We start from the raw sequence: 23784 nt of genomic DNA on the forward strand, positions 1-23784 counted from the left end.
GCTCAAGCTTTCGCCGAGGCGGCCGGAAATGGCGGCAGCGCCGCCGGCGCGGAGAAATCCGTCGACATGCTGACGGCCTGCCACGCTTGCGCGTCGGCCGCGCGCGCCTTGTCGCCTTCGCCACAGTAGTGCAATGCGTCACTGCCGAGCAAAAGATGCGCCGGCAAGGAATCGTGATACGCGAGCTTGAGCACCACTTGCGCGACCCTTGCCGGATCGCTGGCTTCGTGGCCGATGTACTGCGAGAGCATATCCGCCACGGCGCCGACCGAGGGCACATAATCCGCCAGCAATTCCGGCGTGGCGCCGGCCGCCCGATCGCCCCAGCCAGTTTTCATGCCGCCCGGTTCGAGCGCAGTGACATGAACGCCGAAGGGCGCAAGCTCCTGGCGGAGCACCTCGGTGAAGCCGCCCACTGCCCACTTCGCCGCCTGGTACGCGCTCAAGCCCGCTATTCCGACGCGTCCGCCCACCGACGAAATCTGAATGATGTGCCCGGCCCGCTGCTGGCGCAGCACCGGCAGCGCCGCGCGCGTCACGTTGACGACGCCATGGAAGTTGGTGTCGATCTGCGAGCGGAAGTCGTCCTCGGAAGTTTGCTCGAACGGTACCAGGTGGCCAAAGCCCGCATTGTTGACCACCACGTCCAGCCGGCCGAACGCGTCAAGCGCCGCTTGCACGGCTTGCCGCGCCGCCTGCGGATCGGTGACGTCGAGCGCGACCGGGCGAACCCGTTCGCCATGACGCGCCGAGAGATCCGCCAGCTGACGCGGATCGCGCGCCGTCGCGATGACCTGCTCGCCCGCCTGCAACGCTGCCTCGACAATTTCCCGCCCGAGACCGCGGGCGCTGCCGGTAACCAACCAGACCTTAGCCATCGTTTACTCCTTCAGTTTAGTTGAGCAAGTAATCACTCATTAACGTGACAAAAAAATTCAATGGCGCGCGATCGCATTCCAGAACGCATCGAAACCAGCCTGGCGGTAGCGCTCGGCGTTAGCCGGTTCCCGAGCGATGAAGTCCATGGTCGTTTCCGCCAGTGCGCCCATGATCGCCGACAGAAACGCCGGCGGGTGATCCCGCAACGCTCCGCTCGCGACGCTCGCCTGAATCATCTCGTTGATGTCGGCGAACGACTGCATGCCTGTCGAGCGCGTATGGTCGGTCAACCGCTCCGACACGGCGAGTTGAGCCATTGCGCGGCGCTTGTGCGGTTGCGCGACGCCCCAGTCGACAAAGCGGTTCCACACATGCTGCGCGCGCTCGCGCACGCTGGCGTGCTTCGGATAGGCCGTCATCATTACCTCGCGCAGTTCGCCCTTGATGTCGAGATACAAGACATTCAGCAAGTCGTCTTTGTTGTCGAAGTATGTGAACAGCGTTCCCTCCGCCACACCCGCCACCTTGGCGATGCGCGAGGTGGGCGCGCCCAGCCCCTGCTCGGCGATGACCTGCGCTGCGGCAGCGAGAATGGCATTACGTTTGTCTTCGCTCTTGGGGCGGGCCATGCGGGTTCAGTTCGACGACGAATCATAAATGAGTGATTGCTCAATCATATACGCTGACAATGCTTTGGTTCAAGCGTTTTTGTGCGCTTTCGCGTCGCGATATGACAGCCCAAGAAATATGAAATGAAAACGTAATCGGATGTTTTCTCCATATGACCAAATATATTCATTCAGCACAAAATTACGCATTCTCCGGTCATCTTTCGCAAACTTTATAGAGACATACCCGAGCCACCCTCAGTATTTGGGAGGCTCGATCCGATATTCCGTAAATGGGATACCTATTTGTGTCCACGTTCGACGTTGGACCCAGATTGAGTAGATCGCGCAGGCCCGCCGCAATGCACGGCGGCCATCTAGACGCTCCCATACCCGGACCTGAGAGTCCATTGCGAACGCATTCACGTTTCGTTATTGGAGAAAAAATCGTGACATCGAAGCACCTCACCATCAAAGCCAAACTCATTGCCGGCTTCGGCATTCTGTCTCTTATCGTCGTTGCGGTTTCCATGCTTGCGCTAAAGGCACTCAGCGACTCAACCGATGGATTTTCCAGCTTCGTGCATGGCATCAACGCACGCGCGGACATGGTCATGCAAGTACGAACCGCTGTCGATCGGCGGGCCATCGCCGCGCGTAACCTCGTGCTCGTCAGCAAACCTCAGGATCTCGAAATAGAGAAAGCCGATGTGCTGCGCGCGCATGAAGATGTGCAAGCCGATCTGAAGAAGCTCAACGACATGATTGCGACCTCAACCGACGCGACGGAGAAAGGGCGCCGCCTCGTCGCCGAAATCAATCGGGTGGAGGCTTTGTACGGGCCGGTCGCCACCGACATCGTCAATCTCGCGCTGACCGGCAAGCACGACGAGGCGATCGTCAAGATGGACGATCAATGCCGGCCATTACTCGCCGCGCTGATTCGCGCGACCAACGCATATGCCGACTACGCGCGTAACCGCCAGGAACAGTTGATCAACGAATACGCGGCACATTACGAGAACCAGCGCAATCTGCTGATCGCAATCAGCCTGATTGCGGTGGCACTCGCAATCGGCGCTTGCGCGCTGATCACGCGCGCGGTCACCAGACCGCTGCGCCAGGCAATCGACGTAGCCCGCACAGTGTCCGAAGGCGACCTGCGCACGCGCATCAGCGTGAATGGCAGCGACGAAACCAGCCGGCTACTGAGCGCGCTGCGCGAGATGAACGAACGGCTGACCACGATCGTCGCACGCGTGCGCGACAGCAGCACGAGCATTGCCGGCGCGGCACGCCAGATCGCCGCGGGCAACATGGATCTGAGCCAGCGCACCGAACAGCAGGCAGCGTCGTTGCAGGAAACGGCGTCGAGTATGGAAGAACTCACTTCCACAGTGAGGCAGAACGCCGACAATGCGCAGCAAGGCAGCATGCTCGCCACGAATGCTTCGTCGGTCGCGCGGAAAGGCAGCGAGGTGGTCGGCCAGGTCGTGAATACGATGCACGATATCAGCGAGAGCTCGACGAAGATCGCGGACATCACGGGCATTATCGAAGGCATTGCATTCCAGACGAACATTCTCGCGCTCAACGCGGCGGTCGAAGCCGCACGCGCAGGCGAACAGGGCCGCGGATTCGCGGTGGTCGCGAGCGAAGTCAGAAGCCTGGCGCAGCGCTCGTCGAGCGCGGCCAAGGAGATCAAGGATCTGATTGCCACCTCCGTGGACAAGATTCGCGACGGCTCGACGCTCGCCGGCGAGGCAGGCAAGACGATGGCCGAAGTCACCCAGGCGGTGGCGCGGGTGACGGACATCATGTCGGAGATCGCGGCGGCGTCGAGTGAACAAAGCCGCGGCATCGAGCAGGTCAATCTTGCGATCACGCAGATGGACAACGTCACGCAACAGAATGCCGCTTTGGTAGAAGAAGCGGCGGCGGCTTCGCGGTCGATGGAAGATCAGGGCGAGCAGTTGAATGAAGCCGTGGCATTCTTTCAGATTCTGAATGGCGATGCGGCGGGGGCGTGTGCTTCTGTTGCTCCTTTGCAGAAGGAGAGGCCGCGACGCGAACCGGCTGTTGTTGCGCCGGTGCGGCGCGTCATGCGTGCAACCTCCGCGACTGTTGCGACGCCGGCTGCCACGCTGGCGACGGCGGCTGTAGCGGCGGTAGCGGCCGGTGCGGACGACGGCTGGGATCGGTTTTGAGCGTTCTTCTCTGATCGAGCGCCGAGCGTATGGACGGGCCCGTCCGCATTCTGGTGGGCGACGCGGTTGATAAAATAATCTTCCGCGCGCCCGCGTGAATCAATCACCAATCAGGATAGCAAACTGGTTCGTGCCCGCCTGCCAGTCGATTCAGTCGCGGCGCCGCGTTTCAAGAGGCGCTCCATCTGCTCTATGCGCGCAGCGCGCGACGATCTAATGCGAATTCAGCGTTGCTCCGATGGATGCTCTCTGCTGCACCGCGGGCGCCTTACGCGGAATGCAGAGAATCGCGAGGCACGAGATCAAGGCAGCGCCAGCGAAGATCATGAACGCCCAGGTTACGCCGACATTCATACCCGTGATCACACCGCCGACCAATGGCCCGGTCATCGCGCCAAACCGCCCGAACCCAACGGCCCAGCCTGTCGCCGTGGTGCGTGCGTGCAGCGGGTACAAAGTCGGAATGAAGCCGAGATAGATCAACCCCGCTGACACTGTGCCGAATCCCGCGAGCGAAACCAGTACGTAGTTGACCAGCAACGAGCTTTTTATCGACAGTCCGGCGATCGCGAGCGCGCCGATGAAAAACCATAGGCCGATCGTCTTTTGCGCACCGAAGCGATCGGAGATTCGGCCGAGCAGCACGCCGCCGATTGCCGATGCAAGGCTGAATACCACGAGAAACAGCAGGCTCGATCCGAGGTCGTAACCGGATTTGCGCATGATCTGCGGCAACCACACGCCAAGTCCGTAAATCACGAGGATCGCCATGAATTCGGTGATCCACACAAGCATCGTCGTAACGAACGTTTCGCGATTGAAGAGCGCTTCGACCACATCACGCAGCGCGAGCGAATGATCGACACCGTTCCGTTTTCCGACCACCGCTTCGAGCGAAATGCCGAGCCGCTTCGCAAGCTTGCCAGCCTGATCGAGCCGGTTGGTCGCCACGAGATAATCGAGCGATTCCGGCAACAGCCACATCATGAACGGCACGAATACGATCGGCAGAAAGCCGACCGCGACGATCGCGCGCCAGCCGTGTGCGGCCATAAACGCCATGCCCACGAGAGCTGACACCAGCGCGCCGAGCGAATAGCCCGAATACATCAGCGCGAAATTCAGGTTCTTCGACTTCGCCGCCGAATATTCGACCGTTAGCGTCGCCGCCGCCGAAATCACGCCGCCAAGACCCAGACCTCCGATCAGCCGCACGAACGAAAACATCGCCGGAGTGCTCGCGTTGGCGGCAGCAAGCATCGACAGCGAAAACAGTGCGACACATGCGATCAGCACGCGTTTGCGCCCGACCAGATCGCTCAGCACGCCGAACGCGTATGCGCCGATCAGCGTTCCGAGCAACGCCGCACTGCCCATCGTGCCGATTTCGAGCGGCGACAGATGCCAGACCGGATCTTTCAGCAGCGCCGGAATGATGGTGCCCATCACGCCAAGGTCGTAGCCTTCCGAGAGGATCGCGAGCCAGCACAGCAGCAGCACGATCCCCGTGGTGCGCGCCGGAATATGTAATTCATGATTCGCCAGTGTTTTCACAATGCACCTTCTTGAGAACCGGATCGCGCCGAGTGTGGCGCCGATCCGGCGTGGGGACGAATGGAAACGGTGCTGCCGGATGGCGACGCACCGCTCAGAACTCATGCACCAGCGCAAGCCGCGTAAGCAACTGGCTGCTGCTGCGCGAAGGCGTAAAACTCGCGCCGATCACCGGATCGACGCCGCCGGACGCGCGCAGATAGTCAGCGGTCAGATACATCCAGGTTCGCTTGGAGATCGTGAAGTCGACTGCGGCCGCGTATTCGTTCCACGCATTCGCTTCGAGCTTGCTGTGCTGATAGCTCGCGCCGATCGTCCAGAACGGCGTGAGCCTGTACAGCGCGCCGATCTCGTACACGAGCAGTGAAGGCGAATGTCCCGCCGTCGCGCCAATGCCCTTCAGCACCGTATCGGTGAAATTGCCGATCACCGTGGCGGGACCAAACTTGTACTGCGCACCCACACCGAATGTGCCGATCGACTGCAGATCGAAGGTGCTGCCGGTGTAAGGATCGGTGGTGGCGTCGCCGGCATACGTGACGGTCGTCTGACCCATCAGCGTTTTCACGCCGAGCAGTTCATACGGATCGATTGTCGGTTTGGCCTGGTACGTGTACGTGACCGCTGCGGAGAACGGGCTGTTCGCGTACCTCGCGCCGACGCTCCAGCCGCTGCCGTCGTGGAAGTTGCCGGCCGCGTTGCTGAACGAATACATGCCGCCGAACTGGAAACCGCGGATGTCGTTGCTCTCATAGCGCACTGAATTGTTGAAGCGGCCGAACACCTCGCGATCGAGCGCGCCCTGGTGCACACCGTAACCGGAAAGCCACCAGCCGTCAGTACCGTACGGCGACATGTAGTCGCGTGAAAAATCGTACTGGCGGCCCATCGTCAACTTACCGTAGCGGCTGTCGAGACCCACCCACGCCTGACGGCCGAACTCGCTGCCGTACAGCGCGCCGTTATTCACCGAGAAGCCCGATTCCAGAGCGAAGATCGCCGCGAGGCCGCCGCCGAGATCCTCACGCCCCTTCAAACCCCAGCGATCGGCTAGCAACGAACTGTCGTCCATCTTCACGAGATGACTGCCGCCCGCGTTCGACACGTACGTGATGCCCTCGTCGATCACGCCGTACAGCGTCACGGACGACTGCGCATGAGCGAGCGCGGGAATCGCCAGCGAGACCATCGTCGCAAGCGTCGTCTTGATGATGCGTTTCATACGTCATTCCCCAGAAAGTTATCGTTGAGCGTTCGTTCGCCTGCCTGAAGAGCGCAGACCGCCAGTGCCATCCAGACCTCTCGTCATTTCTTATAAAACCGAATATCATTCTTGTTTCGAAGATTTTACATGTCAAGAAATAAAAATTGACCTGTGTTTTCGCACGACAACATCGAGGTTTGTACAGCATGGGTTCGCCTCTTTATGTGGCTTTTTTTATGCGAGTTTATTGGAATGAAATCACGAACCGCACAATGTCGGAGCGCGCATGAACGCAACGATGCGCGCGACATCCGGGTGGATGTCACACGCACCAAAAACGAACTTCAGTATTTAATAGACGTATTAGGCGATGCCCAACGCGCGCAGCACCTTCTGCGGCGTGACGGGCTGTGATGTGACGCTGGCGCCGAGCGGCGCGAGCGCGTCGTTGATGGCATTCATGACGGCGCCCGGCGCGCCGGCCGTGCCCGCTTCGCCTGTGCCCTTCGCGCCGAGTTGCGAGGTCGTGGTGGGTGTTTCGACATGCGCAAGGAAGATGTCGGGCATCTCCGCCGCCATCGGTACGAGATAGTCGGCGAAACTGCCGTTGGTAAGCAGTCCCGCTTCGTCGTACAGACACTCTTCGAACATCGCGCCGCCGATCCCCTGCACGATGCCGCCGCGCATCTGCTCGTCGACGAGCATCGGATTGATCACGCGGCCACAGTCGGCCACCGCCCAGTGCCTGAGCAGCTTCACCATGCCGGTTTCGATATCGACTTCGACATACGAAGCCTGCACGCCGTTGGTGAACAGGAACGGCTGGCCGTTCTGCGTGTACTGACGCGTCACCGTCAGTTCGGGCAGCGTGTTGAGCGGCAACGTGTCAGGACGAAAATACGCAATTGTCGCAAGATCGGCGAGCGTTTTGAGCACTTCGCGCGTATGCACGTCGATCACGGCGCCATCGTCCACTTCCAGTTCGTCGATCTCGCGCGCCAGAACAGACGCCGCAAACGCACGGATATTCGCGCGCAACGCGAGCCCCGCCTGCAACACCGCTTCACCGCCGATGCCGGCGCCGCGCGATGCCCACGTGCCCGCGCCATAAGGTGTCACCGCGGTATCGCCGGTGACGATCCGCACACAGTCGATCGGCACGCCGACCGCATCCGCAACGATCTGCGAGAGAATCGTTTCGGTGCCTTGCCCCTGTTCGCCGACGCCCGCCATGCAGGTTACGCCGCCGCCCGATTCGAGCCGGACGGTCGCACCGTCCTGGCCGGAAATGCGTGCACCTCCCATGCCGTAGAACGCCGCGCCCGGATTCGTCATCTCGATCAGCATCGCGATGCCGATTCCGCGAAAAACGCCCTTCTCGCGCAGCGCCGCCTGTTCCGCGCGCAACGCGCCGTAATCCATCAGCGCCTCCAGCCGGTCGAGACATTGCTGATGCGACAGGCCCTCCATGCGGATGCCCGCGGCGCCGACCACCGGATACGCGACGTCGGCGAATACGTTGCGCCTGCGCATCTCGAAGGTATCGATGCCGAGGCGCCGCGCCGCTTCGTCGACGAGACCTTCGGTCACCGCGCACGCGATCGGCAGACCGACGCCGCGATACTGGCTGGTCGGCACCTTGTTCTGGAACACCACGCGCAGCCGCGCGCGATATGCCTCGTGCCGGTATGGGCCGCCGATTACGCTGATGACCTGATTGCCTTCTGTCACGCTGGTGCGCGGATACACCGAATACGGCCCGATGCCGGCAAGGTCGTCGATATCGAAGGCGAGAATGCGGCCTTGCGCGTCCACCGCGATGCGTCCATGCACCACGTGTTCGCGCGCATGAATGTCGCTGACGAACGATTCGAGCCGGTCGGCAACGTACTTCACCGGACGGCGCAGCAGAATGGACAGCGCGACCGTCGCGAAGTCGTCGGGATAGGTGTGCAGCTTGATGCCGAACGCGCCGCCAACATCCTTGCAGATTACCCGCACGCGATTCTCGTCAATGCCGAAATGATGCGCGTACAGATCCTGCAGATTGTGCGGCGCCTGATGCGACTGATGCACCGTCAGCCGCTGATCGGCGGGATCGAAATCGGCGAGAATCGCGCGCGTTTCCAGCGGCATGCCGGTGTGGCGATTGAAGCGAAACGTCTGCTCGACGGTCACGGCCGCGCGCGCGAATGCGTCGTCCACCGCGCCGTTGTCGATCGTGCGCTCGAAACACAGGTTGTCGCCGAGCGAGGGGTGGATCACCGGCGTTTGCGGATCGAGCGCGGTTTCCGCGTTCGTCACCGCGGGCAGTTCGTGCCACTCGACGGAAATGGCCTCGAGCGCGTCCTCCGCTTCGCGGCGGCTTTCGGCAACCACCGCGAGTACCGGTTCGCCTTGCCAGTGCACGGTGCCTCGCGCGAGCGGATATTGCGGCGCCGACTTCATGCCGACCAGTGTTTTCAGCGTCGCGACCCACGGTTTGCAGATCGCCGCAACTTCCTCGCCGCCGACGATCGCGATCACGCCGGGCATGCGCCGGGCGGCTTCCGTATCAATCACGCCGACGCGTGCGTGCGCCATCGGACTGCGCAGATAGACGACATGCGCAATACGCGGCAGCACGACATCGTCGAGATAGGTGCCGCGGCCCTGCAACAGGCGGCGCGCCGTCGGGCGCTTGACCGTCGTGCCGATATAGCGCGCGCGCGTGCCTTCGACCTGCGTCGAACCGGGTTGGAGCGAACCGTCGTCATGCCGATCCATCGATCGTCTCCTCGTGCGGCAAGATCTCATCGCTCCCCGCGACGACGGGCGCCGCGTGACCGCATGATCCTTCGGCCCTGCGTTGCCGGCGTGCTTCGAGTACCGAACAGATCGCGTCGATGATGGCGTGATAGCCAGTGCAACGGCAGTAATTGCCAGACATGTATTCGCGCACATCGGCGCGCGTAGCGTCCGGCTTCTCTTCGATCAGCGCCGCCGCCGTGAACAGCATTCCCGATGTGCAGAAGCCGCATTGCAGGGCGTTGTGCGCATGAAACGCGTGTTGCAGTTCGAGCAGATCGCCACGGTCGCTCGCCGCATCGATCGTCTCGACGGTGCCTCCATCTGCCTGCACGGCAAGAACGAGGCAACCGCGCACGATGTCGCCGTCGAGCCGCACGGTGCACGAGCCGCATACGCCATGTTCACAACCGGCCCGCACCGTGCGCATGTCGAGGTTTTCGCGCAGAAAATCGACCAGATGCACGCGCGGCTGCACCGATTTTTTATGCTCGACGCCGTTCACTTCGATCGTGACCCAGCAGGCCGCGTGGGCTTCATGCGACTCGTTCATTCTGGACTCCTGGCTGCGCCGGTTGTGCTAGCGCCGTTAACGCGCGCTTGAGCAGCACGCGTGCGAGATGGCGCTTCGTTTCCGCGCTGTTGTACAGATCGGCGATCGGTTCGAGCTCGCGGTCGAGCGCTGCCGAGGCCGCATCGAGTGCGGCGCGCAGATTAGAGGGAGTGTCGACGCGCACGCCGTCGAGCGCCGCCGCCGTGTCGCGCGCGAGCACTGGCACCGTGCTCGCCCCCATGAATGCGAAGCGCGGCCGCACCAGCATATTGCCGTCGATCTCCGCATACGCGGCCACGCCGACGATCGCGTAGTCGCCGTGACGCCGCACCAGTTCGTCGAAGTAGACACGCGTGCTCGCCAGCGTGAGCGGGAACTCGCATGCCGTGAGGATTTCTGCGGATTGCAGCGCGGTCGTATAAAGATCGACAAAAAAATCGGCCGCATCCACGCGACGCTCGCCGCGCGCGCTCCGCAACACGAAACGCGCGCCGAGCGCAAGCGCACACGCCGGCCATTCGGCGGCAGGATCGGCGTACGCGAGCGAACCGCCGATCGTGCCGCGATTGCGGATCGCACGATGCGCCACGTGCGGCGCGGCGAGCGCAAGCAAGGGCAGATGCCGCGCGATCAACGCCGAATCCTCGATCTCGCTGTGCCGGGTCAGCGCACCGATGCGCACATGATCACGCTGCAGCGAAATGCCGCGCAGACCGCGCACATCGCGCAGATCGACGAGGATGTGCGGCTCGGAAAGGCGCATGTTGAGTGTTGCGAGCAGCGTCTGTCCTCCCGCGATCAGACGCGCGTCGTCCCGGTGTTCGGCGAGCAGCGCGAAAGTTTCGTCGAGCGTCGCGGGCCGCGCGTAGCGAAAGGCTGGGGCTTTCATGGCGACGGCGTCAACGCGCGAGATACTGGACGAGCAGCGTCGTGCCGACGCCAAGACAGAACCAGAACGCTCGCGACGCTTCGCCGCCGAGTGCCGCGGTCCACGGACGCGGCGCGGGCGCAGAAGCGGGTTCCGCATAGCGCCTGCGATTCGCGGCGAACGTGCCTGCCGGCGTACTCGCCGGTGTGCGGGTCAGCGTGTCTGGCGGCGCCGGATGCAAAGGCGCCATGCCGTTGGCCGACTCCACGCCCGGCGCTGCGCCTTCGCTTGCGCTCGAGGTCAAGGCCGCGTCGAGCGCGGTGAAAAACTCGTCCGCGACTTTCCGTGCGGACGCGTCGATCAACCGGCCGCCAATCTGTCCGAGCTTGCCGCCCACCGAAGCGGATACGGTGTAGCGCAACCGCGTCTGCGCGCCCTCGTCAGTCAGCGCGACTTCCGAGTGCCCTTTCGCAAAGCCGGCCGCGCCACCCGTACCTTCAAAGCTGAGCTTGCAGCCCGACGGCTCGACGATGTCCGACATCAAAATGCGTCCGCTAAAACGCGCGCGCACCGGTCCGATTTTCAGCAACACACGCGCGTCGCGCTCAGTCGGCGACAATGCGTTGACTTCCTCGCAACCCGGAATGCATCGCGACAGGATGTCCGGATCGTTGATCGCCGCCCACACCTGCGGGCGCGGCGCGTTGATGAGTTGCTCGCCTACCAGTTCCATATTCCGCTCCTGCGCCGTTTCCGGGCCTGCTGCTGTGCGGCTCACGGCGCGCGCCGCGCCCGCATGGTGGTGTGTTCCTGCCGATCGTGATTTTCGCCGGCCAAAAAACGCTTCATCTGCCGTGCATCGAACCGGCATCGGCGTATCAATGCGCGAATACGATGCTTTGCAGTTCGCGCGCGTCGGCGGTCTGCGTCAGCGCGGCCATTAGCAGGATACGCAGCTTCAGCGGCGTCAGATCACTGCCCGCCAGAAAGCCATCGCGCTGCAGAAAGGCCTGCTCCGGCACCATGCCGCGCAGCGCGCGCGTCGACTGGACGATCAGGACGCCCGCTTCCCGCGCCCGTTGCAGCGCGTGCGCCTCCTGCTCGGCGGGGCGTCCCGGCGGCAAGCCCGCACTGACGATCGCGCGTGCGCCCGCTGCCACGAAAGCGTCGATCGCCGCACCGTCCGCGCCCGCATACGACATTGCGATGTCGACGCGCGGCAGCATCCAGCCGTGCTGCTCGGCATAGGCAAGCACCCTACCGAGCCGGCCGTTGCGCAGCACGGGTTTGCGCCGCCAGCTCACGCTTGCGTCCGCTTCGACGCGTGCGAGCGGACCGAAGCCCGGTGCTTCGAAAGCGGCGAGTTCGAAACTCGCGACCTTGGTCGCGTCGCGCGCCGCGAACACCAGACCGTCCATCGCAACCAGCGCGCCGAGCCCGCGTGCGCCTTCCGACGACGCCACCGCGAGCGCCGCCCGCAGATTCGCCGCCGCGTCGCTGCCGGTGGTGTTGAAAGGCCGCTGTGCGCCCGTAATAACGACCGGCACATCGGTGGCGAGCGTCAGGTCGAGAAACCAGGCCGTCTCTTCCAGCGTCGCCGTGCCGTGAGTCACGACCACGCCGCGAATCTGCGGATCGCCGGCAAGCGTGGTTTCGATCAGCCGCGCGAGTTCGACCCAGTCGCGCGGTCCGATCGACGTGCTGCCAAGACGGCGGAAACTCGCCGCTTCACACGCGAGATGCGGCGCTAAATCGCCCATTCTGGCGAGCAGATCCTCGACCGGCAGCACGATGCCGCTTTCCGAATACTCGATCCAGTCGAACGGTCCACGCGCGTGCATCGCAAACGTACCGCCCGTGCCGATCACCGCGATTTTCGGGCGCGCGCAATCCGCCGGGCCGCTCATGCGCCGCTCCCGACACGCACGAACACCTTGCCCGTCTCGACGCGCACGTCGTGCGCCGCTGCGTCGCGCGTGAGCGGCGCGCACATCGCGCGTCCGTTGCGCACGTCAAAGAGCCCCGCGTGCAGCGGACATTCGATCTCGTGTCCTTCGAGTTCGCCGTCGGACAGCAGCGCGTTGCCGTGCGTGCACATATCGTCGATCGCATGCACCGCGCCATCCACGAGAAAAAGGCCGATCCGCCGTCCGTCTATCGTCACGCCATGACACGCGCGTTCGGCGAACAGCGCCTCGAGCGCACCGACTTCATGCCACGGGGGCATGTCGTCCGCCGCCTGCATCACCGCGCTCATAGCGACGCCCTCCATACCATCGACATCGGCTCGTGCGCCTGCATCGCGCCGGTCAGATCCTGAACGCGCGTGATGCCACGCCGCACGCAGAAGCCGTTCAACTCGTCGATGATCGCGGGCATCACGCCGGGATTCACGAAATTCTCCGTGCCGACCTGGACCGCGGTACAGCCGGCCAGCAGATATTCGATGGCATCCGACGCGCTGGCGATCCCGCCGCAGCCGATCACTGGAATCTTCACGGCCTGTGCGCACTGGTAAGCCATGCGCAAAAGCACAGGCTTCGTCGCGCGCCCGGTGATACCACCCATCAGATTCGCGACTTTCGGGCGGAACGTTTCCGTGTCGATCGCCATTGCCAGCATCGCATTACCCATGACGATGGCTTCGGCGCCTGCCTCTTCGGCCGCCTTTGCGACCTCGACGACATTGCCCGCATTCGGCGTCATCTTTGCCCATACCGGTAGCCCGCTGCGCTCGCGCATCGCGCGCACCACATCGTGCGTCGCCTGCGCGTCCATGCCGAACGCCTTGCCGTCGGCCTTCAGATTCGGGCACGACACGTTCGCTTCGATTGCCGCGATTTCCGGCACGGCGAGTTTTGCTGCGAGCGCGCCGAAGTCGTCGACGCTATCGGCAGAAATGCTGGCGATGAGCGGCGGCAGATACCGGCTGTAAAACGGCACGGTTTCCCGCAAATAGTAGTCGCTGCCCCGGCTCGGAATGCCGATCGAAAAAAGCGTTGCGTCGCGAAACTCGGCGACGCGCGGCGGCGGATTGCCTTCTCGCACGTCGTCCGTGATCGTCTTGGTGACGATCGCGCCGAGGCGATTCAGGTCGAACACGCGCGCAAAGCCGTCGGCGAAAGTACCCGAACCCGGCATCACGGGATTGGCGAGCGTCACGCTGCCAATCGTCACGCTGAGATCTACCATGACACGGTCTCCTTCAATCCAAACACGGGTCCATCCCAACAGACGCGGCGATAGGTCAGTTCGTCCGACGTGTCGGTTTTACGGAACGGTCGCACGCACGCATAGCACGCGCCGAGCGCGCAACCCATGTGCTGTTCGAGCGCGATCTGGCCGGCTATGCCGTGCGTGTTGGCGAAACGCTGCAGCAGCATCAGCAACCGGTTCGAGCCGCAGGTCGTAACGAAATCGAACGGCGTCTCCGCATGGATGCGTTCGAGCAGCATGTCGACGTGAGTCACATTGCTGGTGTTCTCCGCGTCTGTCACGGCGATCACGTCCGCGCCCGCGTCGCGCAGATAATCCGCCGACATCACCAGCGACGGATCGCGCGCGCTCAGCACCGCCGTCACTTTTGCGCCGCGCGTAACCGCGAAGCGCGCGAGCGGCGCGAGCGTCGCAAGTCCAACGCCGCGCGCGAGCAGGAGCACGTGGCGTGCGCCGTCCGGCACATCGAAGCCGCGGCCGACCGGGCCCACCGCGTCGAGCGTATCGCCGGGTTCGAGCATCGCGAGTCCGCGCGTGCCCGCGCCCTGCACCTTGTATAGAAACTCCACACATGCGTGGTCGCGATCGACACGGTACACACTCATCGGACGCCGCAGGAATGGCATCGCGCCATGCGCGGCCGGACAATGCAGATGAAAAAACTGCCCCGGCCGCGCAGCGAGCGCGGTGGGCGATGCCTCGACGATCAGATGCCGGTACTCGGCGTTCACCCAGCGATTGCTGACTACGCGGCACGCATTCTGCGCGACTGGAAACGCGAGCTCACGCTCCGCTGCGCATGCGGGCAAGCAGCCGGCCTCGTCATCGCGGCATTGCGCAGGATCGCTCAACGCGAGCGACGATTCGACTTCTTTCATTCGGACTCCAGGAGATGAGTGCGGCCACGAATCGCATCGAGGCCAGCGAAGTCGGCGGCGAACGGCAGCGGCTGCACGCCCGTCTCGACCATGTGCAACTGTTCGAAGCACATATGACTGATGCGCCACGCGCCGTCACTACCGCGCGCGTACTGTTCGGCGGTGATCGCCGCGAGCAGCACGCCACGGCCGCTGTCGTCGCGCAGCGCGATCTGCCACAGGCGCCATGTCGCTTCGGCGCGATCCGCATCGATCACGTCGATTCGCTCGCCCGTGTAGTAATGCAAGGCAAACCGCCACGGCGAGCGGCGGAACCACTGCTCGATCGCCGCGCGGCCGACCAGGTCCGAACCGAAACCGTCGCCGCCTTGCCACACGGCGTCCTCGGTGAAGCATTCGGCCTGTTGCCGCGCAACGTCATGCATCACCGGGTCGGGCTGGAGCGCATAGCAGCGCGTGTATTTCTGGTCGGCCAGCGCGGCATACTGTGCTTTCAGCCGGCGGATCGCGTCGATCGCTTCGAGCCGCGCGACGCGTTGTTCCAGCAACGCGTTCATCGCGCCACCTCCTTGAGCGGGACGGCGGCATCGGCGAGACGCGCGCGATCGACCGGCGTTTTCGCTTCGATCAGCGCTTCGAGCGCGCGCCGGTTGCGGCCGCAATCGATCAGCACCGCGCCGCTCACGTAATCGCCGTCGAGCGCGACGAGCGTCGCCGGTCCCGCGCCGATATCGCCGCGCGTAACGAATCTGTGGTTCGCTTCGGGACGGCCGATCACCTGAATGTTGAAACCGAACTGATCGGTCCACATCCACGGCGTTTCGTTGAACGGCTCGACACGGCCGCAGATGAATCCGGCGACCGCGCGCGCCTGGTTTTCGGCATTGCGCCACGTCTCCTGACGCAGCATCCGTCCGAAACGGCCATTGTATGCAACCGCGATGTCGCCGGCCGCATAGCACCACGGCGCGACCGGACTGCGGCAGCACGCATCGACCACGATGCCGTCGACACTCGCGATCGACGTGCCTTCGAGAAAATCCACCGAACACTCGATGCCCGCCGCAACCAGCACGAGATCGCAGGTATGCGCGCCGCTCACGCCATCTACGTGCACGGCAAAACGGCGCGCGGCGGTGCGCTCGATGTGCGTTACGGCGACCCCCGTTTCGATCGTCACACCGTGCGCGCGATGCACGCCGGCGAGCCAGTCGCTCACGGGCGGCGGCAGGATGCGCGCCATCGGCCGCGCGGCCGTTTCGAGCACCGTCGCGTGCTTGCCGAGTTTCGCGGCGGCCGCTGCCACCTCCATGCCGATCACGCCGGCGCCGATGATCACGATGTCGCGCGCCCCGGCGAGCGCCTCGCGCAGCGCGAGGCAATCATCAATTGTGCGCAGACTGTGCACGCCCGGCTGATCGATACCGTCGATGCGCGGCATGCGCGCTTTACCGCCCGTCGCCACCACCAGTGTGTCAAAGTCCACACGCGTCGAATTGGCGTCGTCGAGTTCGATGGCACGATGCTCACCGAGCGGATCGGCGAATACCCGGCGCGCACGGGCACGATAACGGCGCGTCGGCGTCGCGCACGCCGACGTTTGCGTGTTGTCCTCCCAGAACCCGGCGGGCGCGAGCGTCAGATCAGCGGGCGTCTTTTCGCCGAGCAGCAATTCTTTCGACAGCGCGGGCCGTTCGTACGGCGCATGCGCTTCGTCGCCGATCAACGCAATCTCGCCGCGATGGCCGAGCGCACGCAGATGCTGTGCGACGCGCCCGCCCGCATGTCCCGCACCCACGATCGCAATGCGCGCGTCGCGCGGCGCGCCGAGTGAGGCGTCGCTCATTGCGCGTCCTCCCGCACTTTCGCGACGACCACGCGATACAGCGTCGCGCGCGGCGTGCGGGCGACATAGCGGCGCGCCATGCCGGCCGGTATCACGATCACCTGACCCGCTTCGAGCGTGTAGCGTTCGTCGTCGGCTTCGACGTCGAGCCGGCCTGCCAGCACCGCGCCGATCTCCTCGCCGGGACCGGGTGCTTCAAACGCGAGTGCCGCTGCGTCGCGCAGTTCGTGCACGCTCACGTCGAGCGTGCGCCCCGTCATCCCATTCAGACGTTCGGCCGCGGGCAGACGCTGGAACCCGGCGCTCACGACTTCGCTCCATCGCCGTCGCGACCGGCGAGCGGGTAATACGCCTGGGTGCCTGACTTGCCGTATTCCCGGCGCGGCGGACTCACGACGTTCAACCGCATGCTGACGCCTTCGCTGCCGAAACGGTTCCTGCCGTAGTGGCTCAAGCCGGCCGGAATCACGACCGCATCACCCGCGTCCATGCGCACGTCGGCGCCCGGCTGCGCCGGATCGTCGGTGTAGATCGTGCAGCTGCCGAGCAGTTGCAGCGAGGCCTCCTCGCCGTGGCTATGCGCCTTGGCCGGCAATTCGCTGCCCGCCTTCTCGACGAATTTGACGACTGCGACACTCATCGACTCGCCTGCCAGCGACTTCATATAGAGGCCGTCTTGCACGACTTCGGTGAGCGCGTCGTCGATGGTGAAAACCTGGCATCGGGGCATCGTCGTTCTCCTTGTCATCACAGCGGCGGGCGCATCACGAAGGTTTCGCTCGCGACGAAGCGGCGTGGATCGTATCCGTCGATCACCGCCTGTTGCCCATAGAATTCGAGCGCCGGCGCGATTTCGGCAAGCGACAGCAGCATCTGCATCAGCACTGCGCAGTCGGGCGGAAGCGCGTCGAGCGCGAAACCGTTCAGATATGCAACGATGTCGTCGACGCGCGGCAGGATCGCGTCGCCGAACGCCTTGATCTCGTCCATCGACGCAGCATGGCGCTGCATGTTGCGCTTCGTCTCCGTGTCGAGCGCCCACACCGGCGCGAACGGCGCGAGATCGGCGAATACGTCCGGCAGCGTGGGCAAGCTCGTCGGCGCCGCGTCGGCGCGCGAGCTGCGCGAAATGGGCATGGCGATGACCTGGGTCTGCATGATTCGCTTCCTGGATGAAATCAGTTGGCCGCGGCGACGATCCGCTCGACGACGTGATAGTTGTGGCGCACCAGCAGTTCGTTGTCCTGCAGCACCATGTGCGATTTGGCGCCGGTCTCGGCGGCGCGCTGCGTGCGCTCGAGCGTACTCAGGTCTTCGAGCAGCACGTCGCGCAGCGCGACCTTCATGTATTCGAGGAAGAAGCGGCCGCCCGCGCCATTCATTTCCGGGTAATAGACTCGCGCCTCGAAAAACGTCCTGTTATGCGAGATCGGGCGAAAGTTGTAGGCCTGGCAATAGTTCGGCCGCAACGATAAATAGAAGTCCGGAAAAACTACGTTGATGTCGAACAGCCAGTTCGGGCTTCCGGTCCAGTTGACGCCTGCCGGCAAGGCGTCGAGGGGAAACGCGTGCTTCGTGTTGCCCATGCCGTTGCGCAGCGCCGCGGCCGCAATGGGCCGCGTGGTCGCGGTCAACGCGGCTTTCGCCGCGTCGCCGCCCGAAGTCAGCGCCTTCGGATTGCCATACACCGACTTCTGGTTTCCCGCGAGCGACAGACGCCGATGAAACTCGCCGCACAGCGCGTCGAGCGGCGGCATGCTGCCGCCGTCGCTCTTGTCGATCGCGTCAGCAATCGAATGGCCATGCACGTACGCCACGTGATACGCCTCCTGGAACGCATCGAGCGCGAGCTTCCAGTTGCAGTTGACGACCGTGCTCCATTCGAAGCCGACTGTCAGTTTGTCGAATGGATAGCCTTCGATACTGCCGAACATCGGCTTCATGAAACCAGCCAGCGACAGCGCCGGGTTGGGGTCCATATTGACGAAGATGAAGCCTTGCCAGACGTCGCAAGCCACGCGGGTGAGACCGTGCTGCGACTTGTCGAGATCGAAGAAGCACTGCTCCTCGGGCACCCCTGTGAGATTGCCGTCGAGATCGTAGGCCCAGCCGTGAAACTTGCAGAAAAACTTGCGCGCGCTGCCACAGCTTTCATACGCGATCTCGTTCAATCGATGCGAGCACACGTTGTGCATCGCTCGGATCTCGCCTTGCCTGTTACGCACGACGATTATCGAGGTATCGCAGGCGGCGAGTTCCTTCACGAAGTAATCGCCCGGTTTCGGAATTTCCTCAACACGCCCCACGTGGATCCACGTTTTCTTGAAGATCGCCTCTTTTTCGCGTGCGAAATATTCAGGGGATACGTAGGGCTCGACTGGAATCGGACCGGTGCCCATCTCGGGATAGCGGGCGGTCAGGCCCTCGCCGGGGTTCATGCCTTCCATCTTCATTCTCTCCGTTGCGGGGCCTGATGCAGGCCTCGTTCAGCGACGCGCAGCATCCGCGCTCATCGTTTAAATACTGAATGTCATTCTTTTTTAAAAAAATAGCTGTGTCAACAGATTTTGATTGCCGATGAAAACGGAATGGCCCCTGCCTTAGGTACGGCGGGCGTTTCAGCCAAAGATGACGAGAATGTTGGGAAATTACGCGGAAACGTGCGCCACGGCGCGCCGCGGAAGGTTCAAATCCGCTCTGTCTGGCGTTGTCGTTGGCGGGACGGTCGCGCCACGGTATGATGACGTACCTTTCAATAGCAAATACCGTTAGCTAAAACACCGTGCCTCAAGTCAAAAAACCCGAGATGCGCAACGCGATCGTAGCCGGCGCGTTCGATCTGTTCTGCCGCAAGGGCTACACGACGACGACCATGACCGAGATTGCCCGTTCTTCTGGAACGACGGTCGCTAATCTCTACGTCTATTTCGATTCAAAGCTGCTGATCCTTTACGAGATCTACGAGCCCTGGCTCATGCGCGAACTCGAAAAGCTCAAACACGCGGTGAAGATGGCGCGAACCCCACGCACGAAGTTGCGCCGAATCTTCACTGGAATCTGGAATGACATCCCGGCCGCGGACCATTCGTTCGCAAACTCGCTGATCGAAGCGCTCGCGAGCGCGCCCGAGAAAATGGGGAAACCGAATTCACTTCTTGCCCGGGTGGAAGCAGTCATTTCTGCATTGATCCGTGAGACGTTGCCGGAGGAAAGGCAAACTATCGTGCGTGACGATCTCCTCGCCCACGTTGTCTGGATGGCGTTCGACGGCTTTGTTATCAACCATCGGATTGGTGACCTGAGAGATATGGACGCCATTGCGGAATTGATGGTGAAGTTGCTCTTCGGCGAATAGGTAACGCCAACACATCGTTAGCTACAGCATGTGTTGGCGTTGACAGTTGAGCTAGCGTTATTCACGGTAGCGTTAGTCAGTTCTGCAACCCTGTCAGCCGTTCTGGAAAGAATCGCGATACTCGGGCGCGGCGTCTGCACGCGTGTTCAGTTCGAACATCACACCACCCGGTGCCCGACAGAAAAAGCGTGAACCGCGGCCATTGTTGAAAACTTCCGTCTCCATTTCTACGCCATCCGCCTTGAAGCGTTCATATAATTCCCGCACGGCTTTCAGGCTCGGGAGTTCGAACCCAGCATGGAACGCCCGGGGCCAAGCCGGAACATCGTTACTGGCATGGTCGATCACCACGTCGAAACCGGGGCGCTTAAGTATGTAGGACTTCTCCCAGACGCCCGACACGGTGAAGCCGAGGTATTGTTCAAAGAACTGCGCGGTAGCAGCCGTGTCTGCCGAGGGAAAGCTCAGGTGGTTGAGCTTCATGTTGCTGATCAGATCATTCATCGTCGGTCTCTCTTCAAATAACTGTGGGCACCTCTGCCCGACGACGTCAGAATATAAGTAAAAGCTCGCATTCAACAACTCGCATTGCGATCGCCTGATCGTGCGCCGCGAGTTCCCCGTGTGGTGTGCGAGACGGGCCGGGAGGCACGATCGTGCCGCGCCGATTGCTCACATTCCGCCCGCTCGCGCCGAATGCTTGCCGCGCCTCGCGACCCTCGACAGATAGCCGAAAGCGGCCGCGCGCACGCGATGTTCCAGGCTTTCAAGGTCGCGCTCCCCGCGCTCGCCTGCTGCGTCCGTCAGGCCCTGGACGATCGCGAGCAGATCGGCTGCGGCCACTTCAGGATGCTCGAATCGCGGTGCCACACGCCTGACGATCGCCACGACCAACGCGTCGAACTCCACTTTCTCGACCTCGCCACGCAATGCAGGGCTGCTCTCCTGCACGTCGAGTAGCTTCGCCAGCATAGGTCGTTGTAGCTGCTGGCGCACCGATGCGCCAATCAGATACTCGAGCGCGGCTTTACCGCTCCGTTGAGTCAGCGCGGCTGCTGCATCGTCGTAGAACCGCCTGGTTTCTCGCTGGATAAGCGCGACCGTCAGCGCATCCTTGCCAGGAAAGTATTGGTATAGCGAGCCGATGCTGACGCCCGCGCGCCGGGCTATCGCGTTCGTATTGAACCCTTCGAGCCCCTCGGCTTCCAGAACCTGAGCAGCCGCCTCGATGATCGATTCCACTGTTTCCTCGGCGCGCGCCTGGCTCGGCGTCTTGCGCAGGCGAGTGATGCTCGGGCGTGAAGAGTGAGTCATGTGTGCTCCGTCGTTGCGGATTGCCGCATGGGTGGAAGTGTGCGCCGTTCTTATCTGGCCACGGCTTTTCAGCATACAGGCAGGAGGTGCAACTCGCATGTCCAGGCTGGCCGATCAGGTGCATTGGCGATAGCGCGTCTTGACGCGTACCAAACCACACATTTGTTAAACAGCATCGGGATATAGCGATCCAATGATGCCTGCCGCTCGCGCCAATCCCCGCATTGAGAATCATGCAGCGTGCATATCCGCCCCGGTGCACACAGTCAACGACGCTCGGGCGCGCATGGTTCATTTTGGAAGGAGTGACAGGCGGTCGCCCTGGTAGAGGATCTGGTCACAGGCTCTGCCTGTACGAGTTCCGATCCGACCAGCCACACCCACCTCTATGAGCGGCGAGCCGACATGGCGAAGCAATCGCCGATCGCTCGACAGTGCGTGCTTTGCAAAAATATCGAGACAACAGATAAGTAGTCCCGACGCATCGCGGCAACCACGGAATAGCGAAAGACCTGACCGCAGTTTTGGTGGACTCGATGGGCGGTATCGAGCGCGCGCCGAGTTTCGACCCGGTGCAGTACCGCCAATACTTCAGGGGCTTTAATCTCCGCGATTGCCCGGCCACCCAGCCAAGGGAACACGTCCTTCTGAGGCGGGCAATGATCTTGTCGGCGCGGGTCTTTGCCCATCCCGGCGCATGCCTCGCAAACCACTCACGGGCAACGGCTTCGAAGCTGTTTGCGGCGCGCTCCACCGTTGCTGCTTTCTGCACCTTGCGCTCAATGCCCGGATCGACGCCATTGGCCAACAGCCTACGAGCCTCATCGCGACATGCACGCGCTTCTTTCATGTTCACATCTGGATAGACGCCCAGCGCCAGCCGCTTTTCCTTGCCTGCAAATCGGTATTAGAACCGCCAGTACTTTCCGCCTGCCGGAGAGACTCCAAGTACATGCCCGAGCCGTCAGTAAGACGGTAGGCCTTTTCGCGCGGGCGCTCGCTGCGAACCTCGACATCAGTGAGGGGCATTCAAAACTTCGTGGGGGCATCAGCCTATGGGGCATCTAACGTGCCCCCGAATGTGCCCCCTCATGCCCCGAGACGTCAATGAATGTAGCCAGACTTCGCCGGACGTAAAAAACCCCGCGAGCCTTTCGGCTGCGGGATTTTCGGACAATCTCGGACGACTTCGGATGTGATCGTGGTGGAGAGGAGGAGGATCGAACTCCCGACCTTCGCATTGCGAACGCGACGCTCTCCCAGCTGAGCTACCCCCCCAACATCCAAGCAATTCTAGCACAGGCATTTTCCATTTTGCCAAGCCCCAAAAGGCAGCAAAAAGCGGCACCAAACCTCACCTCGACGCCCCACCCGCAAGCACCCAATCCACCACCGTGCGGATATCCGCATCGCTCATCGTCTGATGCGCCGGCATTGGAATCATGCCCCACACGCCGGAGCCGCCCTCTTTCACCTTGCGCGCCAACTTCGCCTGCGCTTGCGCGTCACCCTTGTACTTCGCGGCGATCTGCTGGAACGACGGACCGACCAGCTTGCGGTCCACCGCATGACATCCCATGCACGCGTTCGCGTTGGCGACCAGTTGCCCGCGCGGCGTATCCGCAGCTCGCGCAGCCGATACGCCCAAACCCGTCAGCACACCACCCATCAGCACGCTCACCGCAACAGCAACTTCGCGCATCATGGCGTCGTCGCCTTCGGATTACCCGGATGTACCGAATTCGAATTGCTGACCGGCGCCGGCGCCTGCTGCTCCAGCGGCCGCGAACTCACCGACGAATCAGGAATAGCGCCGACAGTCGCCGCGCTCGCGTCCGGTTGCGATGCCGCTATGGGCGCCGTCCCCGCCGCAGCGGCGGCTGCCACGGCTTCCTGCGGCTGGATGTACTGGAACACCTTCACCACCTGCACCACGCCCGGCACGCGGCTCGCGACATCCGCGCCGCGATTGCCTTCGTCCATCGTTACGAGGCCCATCAGATACACCGAGCCCCGCTCGGCCACGACCTTGAAGTTGTTCGCCGAAATGTTCTTCTCGGCGATCAATGCGGTCTTCACACGCGTCTCGAGGTAAGTGTCATTCGTGCGCGACGAAAACGAGCTCGCCGGCATGATCGCCAGTTCGTTGACGATCGTGCTGACGTTGTTCAAACCACGCACGATGGTCTCCGCGCGCTGCTTCGACACATCCCCCGCTACTTCGCCCGTCAGCAGTACGCGGCGATTGAACACCGTCACGTTCACGTGCGCGTTGTCGGGCAGGTTCTGGCTGATCTGCGAAAGCGCCTTCACCTGCAACTCACGATCTTCGGTCTGCGCGCCGAGCGTGCGCCGGTCGGTCGCCACCAGCGCGCCGCCGCCCGCCGCGCCGGCAACGGCGAGAAAGCAGCCCTGCAATGTTGCGGACAGCCCCGCCGCGAACCCAACCACCAGCACGGTTCTCACCAGTGTCTTCTTGACGCGGAATACGCTCATCAACTAGCTCTCCTTCGGA

The 23784-nt window shown here is 62.8% G+C and carries 24 protein-coding genes, 1 tRNA gene and 1 pseudogene; 2 read left to right on the forward strand and 24 right to left on the reverse strand.

Annotation, left to right across the window (positions count from 1 at the left end):
* Window positions 1-2: 2 nt before the first annotated feature.
* Both NE850_RS30750 and NE850_RS30755 read right to left on the reverse strand, forming a co-directional pair.
* Complete coding sequence (locus NE850_RS30750; protein WP_007179594.1) at window positions 3-878, reverse strand: SDR family NAD(P)-dependent oxidoreductase; 876 nt, start codon at window positions 876-878, stop codon at window positions 3-5.
* Window positions 879-935: 57 nt separating this feature from the next.
* Window positions 936-1508, reverse strand: a complete 573-nt coding sequence (locus NE850_RS30755) for a TetR/AcrR family transcriptional regulator (RefSeq protein ID WP_007179595.1) — start codon at window positions 1506-1508, stop codon at window positions 936-938.
* Between the two features lie 428 nt (window positions 1509-1936).
* Between NE850_RS30755 and NE850_RS30760 the strand changes: the two genes are divergently transcribed.
* Entirely contained in the window at window positions 1937-3694 is a 1758-nt protein-coding gene (locus tag NE850_RS30760; RefSeq protein WP_007179596.1) for a methyl-accepting chemotaxis protein, read from the forward strand.
* 213 nt (window positions 3695-3907) lie between these two features.
* On the opposite strand, the gene NE850_RS30765 is transcribed toward NE850_RS30760, so the two are convergent.
* From NE850_RS30765 to NE850_RS30840, 16 genes are all read right to left on the reverse strand, one after another.
* On the reverse strand, window positions 3908-5248 hold the full coding sequence (locus tag NE850_RS30765; protein ID WP_035517744.1) for an MFS transporter: 1341 nt from the start codon (window positions 5246-5248) through the stop codon (window positions 3908-3910).
* Window positions 5249-5342: 94 nt separating this feature from the next.
* Complete coding sequence (locus NE850_RS30770; RefSeq protein ID WP_007179598.1) at window positions 5343-6470, reverse strand: porin; 1128 nt, start codon at window positions 6468-6470, stop codon at window positions 5343-5345.
* 345 nt (window positions 6471-6815) lie between these two features.
* Complete coding sequence (locus NE850_RS30775) at window positions 6816-9218, reverse strand: xanthine dehydrogenase family protein molybdopterin-binding subunit (RefSeq protein ID WP_007179600.1); 2403 nt, start codon at window positions 9216-9218, stop codon at window positions 6816-6818.
* Window positions 9205-9792: a (2Fe-2S)-binding protein gene (locus NE850_RS30780; protein ID WP_007179601.1), complete on the reverse strand. Its 588-nt coding sequence runs from the start codon at window positions 9790-9792 to the stop codon at window positions 9205-9207. The genes NE850_RS30775 and NE850_RS30780 overlap by 14 nt, the downstream gene beginning before the upstream one ends.
* Window positions 9776-10681 carry a xanthine dehydrogenase family protein subunit M gene (locus tag NE850_RS30785; RefSeq protein ID WP_007179602.1) on the reverse strand — a complete coding sequence of 302 codons (906 nt, stop codon included), beginning with the start codon at window positions 10679-10681 and terminating at the stop codon, window positions 9776-9778. The genes NE850_RS30780 and NE850_RS30785 overlap by 17 nt, the downstream gene beginning before the upstream one ends.
* Window positions 10682-10691: 10 nt before the next feature.
* Window positions 10692-11393: a CoxG family protein gene (locus NE850_RS30790; protein WP_007179603.1), complete on the reverse strand. Its 702-nt coding sequence runs from the start codon at window positions 11391-11393 to the stop codon at window positions 10692-10694.
* Between the two features lie 145 nt (window positions 11394-11538).
* Window positions 11539-12567, reverse strand: coding sequence for an asparaginase (locus NE850_RS30795; protein WP_007179604.1), 1029 nt, complete (start codon window positions 12565-12567; stop codon window positions 11539-11541).
* Window positions 12564-12917: a non-heme iron oxygenase ferredoxin subunit gene (locus NE850_RS30800; RefSeq protein ID WP_007179605.1), complete on the reverse strand. Its 354-nt coding sequence runs from the start codon at window positions 12915-12917 to the stop codon at window positions 12564-12566. Before NE850_RS30800 ends, NE850_RS30795 begins: the two co-directional genes overlap by 4 nt.
* Window positions 12914-13852, reverse strand: coding sequence for a dihydroorotate dehydrogenase (locus NE850_RS30805; protein ID WP_007179606.1), 939 nt, complete (start codon window positions 13850-13852; stop codon window positions 12914-12916). Before NE850_RS30805 ends, NE850_RS30800 begins: the two co-directional genes overlap by 4 nt.
* Window positions 13846-14754, reverse strand: coding sequence for a dihydroorotate dehydrogenase electron transfer subunit (locus tag NE850_RS30810; RefSeq protein ID WP_007179607.1), 909 nt, complete (start codon window positions 14752-14754; stop codon window positions 13846-13848). The genes NE850_RS30805 and NE850_RS30810 overlap by 7 nt, the downstream gene beginning before the upstream one ends.
* Entirely contained in the window at window positions 14751-15311 is a 561-nt protein-coding gene (locus tag NE850_RS30815) for a nuclear transport factor 2 family protein (protein ID WP_007179608.1), read from the reverse strand. The genes NE850_RS30810 and NE850_RS30815 overlap by 4 nt, the downstream gene beginning before the upstream one ends.
* The gene (locus NE850_RS30820) at window positions 15308-16600 is read right to left on the reverse strand and encodes an NAD(P)/FAD-dependent oxidoreductase (protein WP_007179609.1); all 1293 of its coding nucleotides are present in this window, start codon (window positions 16598-16600) and stop codon (window positions 15308-15310) included. Before NE850_RS30820 ends, NE850_RS30815 begins: the two co-directional genes overlap by 4 nt.
* Window positions 16597-16908 (reverse strand): cupin domain-containing protein, encoded by a 312-nt coding sequence (locus NE850_RS30825; protein WP_007179610.1) that lies wholly within the window; start codon window positions 16906-16908, stop codon window positions 16597-16599. The genes NE850_RS30820 and NE850_RS30825 overlap by 4 nt, the downstream gene beginning before the upstream one ends.
* The gene (locus NE850_RS30830) at window positions 16905-17330 is read right to left on the reverse strand and encodes a cupin domain-containing protein (RefSeq protein WP_007179611.1); all 426 of its coding nucleotides are present in this window, start codon (window positions 17328-17330) and stop codon (window positions 16905-16907) included. The genes NE850_RS30825 and NE850_RS30830 overlap by 4 nt, the downstream gene beginning before the upstream one ends.
* A gap of 17 nt (window positions 17331-17347) precedes the next feature.
* Complete coding sequence (locus NE850_RS30835) at window positions 17348-17758, reverse strand: hypothetical protein (protein ID WP_007179612.1); 411 nt, start codon at window positions 17756-17758, stop codon at window positions 17348-17350.
* A gap of 20 nt (window positions 17759-17778) precedes the next feature.
* Window positions 17779-19047, reverse strand: a complete 1269-nt coding sequence (locus tag NE850_RS30840) for an aromatic ring-hydroxylating dioxygenase subunit alpha (protein WP_007179613.1) — start codon at window positions 19045-19047, stop codon at window positions 17779-17781.
* Window positions 19048-19382: 335 nt separating this feature from the next.
* On the opposite strand from NE850_RS30840, the gene NE850_RS30845 reads away from it, so the two are divergent.
* A complete protein-coding gene (locus NE850_RS30845) occupies window positions 19383-19955 on the forward strand; it encodes a TetR/AcrR family transcriptional regulator (RefSeq protein WP_007179614.1) in 573 nt (190 codons plus the stop codon).
* Between the two features lie 93 nt (window positions 19956-20048).
* Here NE850_RS30845 and NE850_RS30850 read toward each other — a convergent pair whose 3' ends face one another.
* The 6 genes and pseudogenes from NE850_RS30850 to NE850_RS30875 all read right to left on the reverse strand — a co-directional run bounded on the left by NE850_RS30850 (window position 20049) and on the right by NE850_RS30875 (window position 23765).
* Complete coding sequence (locus NE850_RS30850) at window positions 20049-20459, reverse strand: VOC family protein (protein ID WP_007179615.1); 411 nt, start codon at window positions 20457-20459, stop codon at window positions 20049-20051.
* 168 nt (window positions 20460-20627) lie between these two features.
* Complete coding sequence (locus tag NE850_RS30855; protein ID WP_165187308.1) at window positions 20628-21269, reverse strand: TetR/AcrR family transcriptional regulator; 642 nt, start codon at window positions 21267-21269, stop codon at window positions 20628-20630.
* A gap of 494 nt (window positions 21270-21763) precedes the next feature.
* A pseudogene (locus NE850_RS30860) lies at window positions 21764-22298 on the reverse strand (tyrosine-type recombinase/integrase); the annotation flags it as partial.
* A 173-nt stretch (window positions 22299-22471) separates the two neighbouring features.
* Window positions 22472-22547 (reverse strand) — tRNA-Ala (locus NE850_RS30865).
* 76 nt (window positions 22548-22623) lie between these two features.
* Window positions 22624-22971 (reverse strand): c-type cytochrome, encoded by a 348-nt coding sequence (locus NE850_RS30870; protein ID WP_035518433.1) that lies wholly within the window; start codon window positions 22969-22971, stop codon window positions 22624-22626.
* Entirely contained in the window at window positions 22971-23765 is a 795-nt protein-coding gene (locus NE850_RS30875; protein ID WP_007179618.1) for a BON domain-containing protein, read from the reverse strand. The genes NE850_RS30870 and NE850_RS30875 overlap by 1 nt, the downstream gene beginning before the upstream one ends.
* Window positions 23766-23784 lie beyond the last annotated feature (19 nt).

Source organism: Paraburkholderia sp. USG1, assembly GCF_031570135.1.
Taxonomy (GTDB): Bacteria; Pseudomonadota; Gammaproteobacteria; order Burkholderiales; family Burkholderiaceae; genus Paraburkholderia; species Paraburkholderia dioscoreae.

What these genes read in the sequence shown, in the direction of transcription:
- NE850_RS30875 (WP_007179618.1), bottom strand. Translation starts at nt 23,765, where the DNA reads ATGAGCGTATTCCGCGTCAAGAAGACACTGGTGAGAACCGTGCTGGTG.
- NE850_RS30775 (WP_007179600.1), bottom strand. Translation starts at nt 9,218, where the DNA reads ATGGATCGGCATGACGACGGTTCGCTCCAACCCGGTTCGACGCAGGTC.
- NE850_RS30840 (WP_007179613.1), bottom strand. Translation starts at nt 19,047, where the DNA reads ATGGAAGGCATGAACCCCGGCGAGGGCCTGACCGCCCGCTATCCCGAG.
- NE850_RS30790 (WP_007179603.1), bottom strand. Translation starts at nt 11,393, where the DNA reads ATGGAACTGGTAGGCGAGCAACTCATCAACGCGCCGCGCCCGCAGGTG.
- NE850_RS30800 (WP_007179605.1), bottom strand. Translation starts at nt 12,917, where the DNA reads ATGAGCGCGGTGATGCAGGCGGCGGACGACATGCCCCCGTGGCATGAA.
- NE850_RS30815 (WP_007179608.1), bottom strand. Translation starts at nt 15,311, where the DNA reads ATGAACGCGTTGCTGGAACAACGCGTCGCGCGGCTCGAAGCGATCGAC.
- NE850_RS30755 (WP_007179595.1), bottom strand. Translation starts at nt 1,508, where the DNA reads ATGGCCCGCCCCAAGAGCGAAGACAAACGTAATGCCATTCTCGCTGCC.
- NE850_RS30770 (WP_007179598.1), bottom strand. Translation starts at nt 6,470, where the DNA reads ATGAAACGCATCATCAAGACGACGCTTGCGACGATGGTCTCGCTGGCG.
- NE850_RS30870 (WP_035518433.1), bottom strand. Translation starts at nt 22,971, where the DNA reads ATGCGCGAAGTTGCTGTTGCGGTGAGCGTGCTGATGGGTGGTGTGCTG.
- NE850_RS30795 (WP_007179604.1), bottom strand. Translation starts at nt 12,567, where the DNA reads ATGAGCGGCCCGGCGGATTGCGCGCGCCCGAAAATCGCGGTGATCGGC.
- NE850_RS30855 (WP_165187308.1), bottom strand. Translation starts at nt 21,269, where the DNA reads ATGACTCACTCTTCACGCCCGAGCATCACTCGCCTGCGCAAGACGCCG.
- NE850_RS30780 (WP_007179601.1), bottom strand. Translation starts at nt 9,792, where the DNA reads ATGAACGAGTCGCATGAAGCCCACGCGGCCTGCTGGGTCACGATCGAA.
- NE850_RS30830 (WP_007179611.1), bottom strand. Translation starts at nt 17,330, where the DNA reads ATGCCCCGATGCCAGGTTTTCACCATCGACGACGCGCTCACCGAAGTC.
- NE850_RS30750 (WP_007179594.1), bottom strand. Translation starts at nt 878, where the DNA reads ATGGCTAAGGTCTGGTTGGTTACCGGCAGCGCCCGCGGTCTCGGGCGG.
- NE850_RS30810 (WP_007179607.1), bottom strand. Translation starts at nt 14,754, where the DNA reads ATGAAAGAAGTCGAATCGTCGCTCGCGTTGAGCGATCCTGCGCAATGC.
- NE850_RS30785 (WP_007179602.1), bottom strand. Translation starts at nt 10,681, where the DNA reads ATGAAAGCCCCAGCCTTTCGCTACGCGCGGCCCGCGACGCTCGACGAA.
- NE850_RS30850 (WP_007179615.1), bottom strand. Translation starts at nt 20,459, where the DNA reads ATGAATGATCTGATCAGCAACATGAAGCTCAACCACCTGAGCTTTCCC.
- NE850_RS30805 (WP_007179606.1), bottom strand. Translation starts at nt 13,852, where the DNA reads ATGGTAGATCTCAGCGTGACGATTGGCAGCGTGACGCTCGCCAATCCC.
- NE850_RS30820 (WP_007179609.1), bottom strand. Translation starts at nt 16,600, where the DNA reads ATGAGCGACGCCTCACTCGGCGCGCCGCGCGACGCGCGCATTGCGATC.
- NE850_RS30835 (WP_007179612.1), bottom strand. Translation starts at nt 17,758, where the DNA reads ATGCAGACCCAGGTCATCGCCATGCCCATTTCGCGCAGCTCGCGCGCC.